The following is a 3,909-nucleotide window of genomic DNA, read 5'->3' as shown; positions in this document are numbered from 1 at the left end:
ACGGCATGCCGTCACCGGCGCGGAAGGTCCAGCCGAAGAGCCCGCCGTAGAAGCGCTTGCCCGCTTCGAGGTCGGAGAGCTGCACATCCACCCAGCACGGCGTGGACGGCGCGAATGCGGCCATGAGCAGATCCCTCCTCGATGGTGACGCCCGTCACACTCAACGTAACGTCGAGCGGCGCGCGGCGCGCCCCGAGCCCGACCCCGGGCGCGGAAGCGCGGCAATAGGACTTCCGCCCGAAGCGTGAAGGGGCGCCGACCAGGTGGACACGGGTTGTCCACCGAAGTTATCCACAGGCTGTTGATAAGAACATCGGACCGGAATTTCTCATTCCGCCTCGCTTCCGGCCCCCTCACCGGCCCGCCGCCCCGCCCTTTCCGCGCCCCCTGATCGCCCCCTCCACCCGGCCCTCACCGGGGCGTTCCCCGTTTGCAGTCGGCCAGATCGCGCTCCCACCCCCCGTCGGTAAGCTGACGGCATGACAGGACAAGTACGCACCGTCGACGGCCGCGTGGCCGGTCGGCGAGGTCAGGCGACGCGGCAGAAGCTGCTCGACTGCCTCAGCGAGATGCTCAGCTCCTCGCCGTACCGGGACGTCAAAGTCATCGACGTCGCCCGGAAGGCGGGGACTTCACCCGCGACCTTCTACCAGTATTTCCCCGACGTCGAAGGCGCCGTACTCGAACTCGCCGAAGAAATGGCCCAGGAGGGCGCCGGTCTGACCGAACTGGTCGCGGACCGCTCCTGGTCCGGCAAGGCGGGCCGCCGGACCGCCGAGGAACTCGTCGACGGATTCCTCGACTTCTGGCGGCGCAACGACGCGATCCTGCGCGTCGTGGACCTCGCCGCCGCCGAGGGCGACAAGCGGTTCTACAAGATCCGCATGAAGATCCTGAACTCCGTCACCGGCTCCCTGACGAGCGCGGTCAAGGATCTCCAGGCCAAGGGCAGAGTCGACAAGGACGTCAGCCCGGCGGCCGTGGCGGGCTCGCTCGTCATGATGCTGTCGGCGGTCGCCTCGCACCAGAAGGGGTTCACCACCTGGGGCGTGAAGCAGGCCGAACTCCGCCCGAACCTCGCCCTGTTGGTGCACCTGGGCATCACCGGCAAGAAGCCGGCCAGGTAGGCGCCTGCCAGGACTCCCGCATACCACACAGGGTGCCGCGCGGACATCCCGCGGCCCCCGTCCTGTCTCACCGACGGCGGACCACACGACGTGGTCCGCCGTCGGTGTTCCCGCACCGGGCGACCCGCACCGGGCGGACCGGGCGGCCCCGCGGTGGAATGGGTCCATGAGCGATGCACCACAGCCCTCCATCGACGCGCAGCAGACCGCGAGCTCCACACAGCAGACCTTCCGTGAACTGCTCCACGCCCAGCGGGTCTGGGACGTCCCCCTCCCCCGCTTCGACGCCTCCACCGCACCCGCGGACCCCCTCGGGCTCTTCCGCGCCTGGTTCGCCGGGGCGGTCGGGGCCGGACAGCGCGAGCCGCACACCATGACCCTGGCCACCGTGGACGCCGGGGGCCGGCCCGACGCCCGGACGCTGATGCTGCACGACGCGGACGAGCGGGGCTGGCACTTCGGCACGCACACCACCAGCGAGAAGGGCCGCCAGCTCGCGGCCCGCCCGCACGCGGCCCTCACCTTCTACTGGCCCGCCCAGGGACGCCAGGTCCGGGTGCGCGGGACGGTCACCCCGGTGGGCCGCGCCGAGAGCCGCGCGGATCTGCGGGCCCGGTCCACCGGGGCCCTGGCGGCGGCGCTCACCGGCTCGCAGAGCGAGGTCCTGCCCTCCCGCGAGGACCTCGTCCGGGCCTCCGAGGCCGCCTGGGAACGCGCACGGGCGGAGCCGGACACGGAGGTGGAGACCTGGTCACGGTACGTGGTCGAACCGCACGAGGCCGAGTTCTTCCAGGGCGACCCGGAGCGCCGGCACGTCCGGCTGCGCTACCGCCGGGAGGCCGGCGGCCCGTGGACCCGGGAACTCCTCTGGCCCTGAGACGGGTGCGGCTCCTTATCCGGTTCTCAGGGCAGAAGGGGCACTATGGGAGTCAGGTGAGCTGGTTGGAGGCACCCATGGCACGAGTCCGTTCCCGTTACGCCCCGGACCGGGGCCTGACCACCCGCATGGTCGGGACCATGTTCTTCATCGGCCTGCTGTACGTGGTCCTCGTGGGGGTGCTCCTCGCGGTCCTGCAGGGATCCTGGCCGATCATCCTGATCATCGCGGGCGGTCTGTTCATCGCCCAGTTCTGGTTCAGCGACCGCATCGCGGCGTTCGGGATGGGCGCGCGTGAGGTCGGCCCCGAGGAGGCGCCCGAGCTGCACGGGGCGATCGACCGCATCTGCGCCCTGGCCGACATGCAGAAGCCCCGGGTCGCGATCGCCCGGAGCGACGTACCGAACGCGTTCGCCACCGGCCGCAGTGAGAAGACGGCGCTGGTGTGCGCGACGACCGGGCTGCTGCGCAGACTGGAACCCGACGAACTGGAGGGGGTCCTGGCCCACGAGATGTCCCACGTGGCCCACCGCGACGTCGCCGTCATGACCATCGCCTCGTTCCTCGGGGTGCTGGCCGGGATCATCACCCGGGTCGCCCTCTGGGGCGGCTTCGCCCGCAGCAACCGGGGCAACGACCCGGCGGGGATCATCATCATGCTGATCCCGCTGATCAGCGCGGTCGTCTACGCCCTGAGCTTCCTGCTGACCCGGCTCCTGTCCCGCTACCGCGAGCTGTCCGCCGACCGCACGGCGGCGCTCCTCACCGGCCGCCCCTCCTCGCTGGCCTCCGCGCTCACCAAGGTCAGCGGCCAGATGGCCAGGATCCCGACGGAGGACCTGCGGAAGGCGGAGCCGTACAACGCCTTCTACTTCGTTCCGGCCTTCTCCTCGAAGGAGAGCCTGAGCCGGCTGCTCTCCTCGCACCCGACGCTGGAACAGCGCCTCGACCAGCTCGCCCGGATCTCGGCCGACCTGTCCCGTCCCTAAGGAGACCCTCCGTGGGCCTGCTCGACAGCATCCTGGGCCGCAGCAAACCGGTCCGGCCCGACCTCGACCAGCTCTTCGCCGTCCCCTCCGCCGCACTGACCCTCCAGGCCGGTACCGGTTTCACCCCGACCGGGCTGGGGTCCGTCTGCTTCGCGGGGGTGGAGGGCGGTACCTTCGCCCGCGTCCGGCAGGACGTACAGGAGCTGCTGGACGCGGACACCGGGCGGGGCGGGGTCCCGGTGGAGTTCAGCCGGGACACCTACGGCTACACCTGGCTGCTCGCACGGCAGTCGGCCGAGGACACCGCGGCCCTGGTCAACGACCTGCACGCGGTCAACACCCTGCTCCAGGACGGCGGCTTCGGGCCGCACCTGCTCTGCTCGCTGATCGGCTTCCGGAACGCCGAGGGGCGGCGGCTCGCACTGGTCTACCTCTACAAGCGCGGCACCTTCTACCCGTTCGCCCCGGCGGAAGGCGGCGGTGAGCGGCGCGACAACCAACTGGAGCTCCAGGTCAGGGCGGTGCTCGGTGACGACCTGCGGGTGGAGGGCGATCTGAGCCGCTGGTTCCCGGTCTGGGGCGCGCCGGGGCTCTGAGCCACGGGCCGTAATCGTTTCGCAACTGATTCCCCTCTGGAGCGAGACCCATCATGTGCATGCCGTCGGGCAGGGCCGGTTACGCTCCGGGCATGCCCGACAGCACCTCCGCCTCAGCCGCCCTGCCCGCCTTCGCCGACCGCACCGAGGACCGGCCGGTCTACGTGATCGGCGGCGGTCCCGGCGGCCTCGCCGCCGCCGCGGCCCTGCGGGAACGCGGGGTGCGGGCGGTGGTGCTGGAGAAGACCGGGGAGGTCGGCGCCTCCTGGCGCCGCCATTACGACCGGCTGCGTCTGCACCTGTCTCTTATACACATCTCT

5 protein-coding genes and 1 pseudogene are annotated in these 3,909 nt (G+C 71.1%); 5 read left to right on the top strand and 1 reads right to left on the bottom strand.

Annotated features, from left to right (window positions below; translation table 11 throughout):
- A pseudogene (locus IH13_RS42075) lies at positions 1–124 on the bottom strand (VOC family protein); the annotation flags it as partial.
- 355 nt (positions 125–479) lie between these two features.
- Here IH13_RS42075 and IH13_RS0106105 point away from each other — a divergent pair.
- From IH13_RS0106105 to IH13_RS0106085, 5 genes are all read left to right on the top strand, one after another.
- Complete coding sequence (locus IH13_RS0106105) at positions 480–1,127, top strand: TetR family transcriptional regulator (protein WP_037840822.1); 648 nt, start codon at positions 480–482, stop codon at positions 1,125–1,127.
- A gap of 166 nt (positions 1,128–1,293) precedes the next feature.
- Entirely contained in the window at positions 1,294–2,004 is a 711-nt protein-coding gene (locus IH13_RS0106100; protein ID WP_031081687.1) for a pyridoxine/pyridoxamine 5'-phosphate oxidase, read from the top strand.
- Between the two features lie 77 nt (positions 2,005–2,081).
- The gene (gene htpX, locus IH13_RS0106095; protein ID WP_031081685.1) at positions 2,082–2,993 is read left to right on the top strand and encodes a zinc metalloprotease HtpX; all 912 of its coding nucleotides are present in this window, start codon (positions 2,082–2,084) and stop codon (positions 2,991–2,993) included.
- A gap of 11 nt (positions 2,994–3,004) precedes the next feature.
- Positions 3,005–3,589 (top strand): PspA-associated protein PspAB, encoded by a 585-nt coding sequence (gene pspAB, locus IH13_RS0106090; protein ID WP_031081683.1) that lies wholly within the window; start codon positions 3,005–3,007, stop codon positions 3,587–3,589.
- 92 nt (positions 3,590–3,681) lie between these two features.
- A partial coding sequence (locus tag IH13_RS0106085; protein ID WP_158791065.1) for an NAD(P)-binding protein occupies positions 3,682–3,909 on the top strand: 228 nt, incomplete at its 3' end.

The sequence above is a fragment of the Streptomyces sp. NRRL WC-3549 genome, from assembly GCF_000721935.1.
In the GTDB taxonomy this organism is placed as follows: Bacteria; Actinomycetota; Actinomycetes; order Streptomycetales; family Streptomycetaceae; genus Streptomyces.
The sequence above is the reverse complement of the archived record's forward strand: the minus strand, read 5'-3'. Positions and strand labels throughout refer to the sequence as shown.

Coding starts and splice junctions, on each gene's coding strand:
- IH13_RS0106105 (WP_037840822.1), top strand. CDS start 480: ATGACAGGACAAGTACGCACCGTCGACGGCCGCGTGGCCGGTCGGCGA.
- IH13_RS0106100 (WP_031081687.1), top strand. CDS start 1,294: ATGAGCGATGCACCACAGCCCTCCATCGACGCGCAGCAGACCGCGAGC.
- htpX (WP_031081685.1), top strand. CDS start 2,082: ATGGCACGAGTCCGTTCCCGTTACGCCCCGGACCGGGGCCTGACCACC.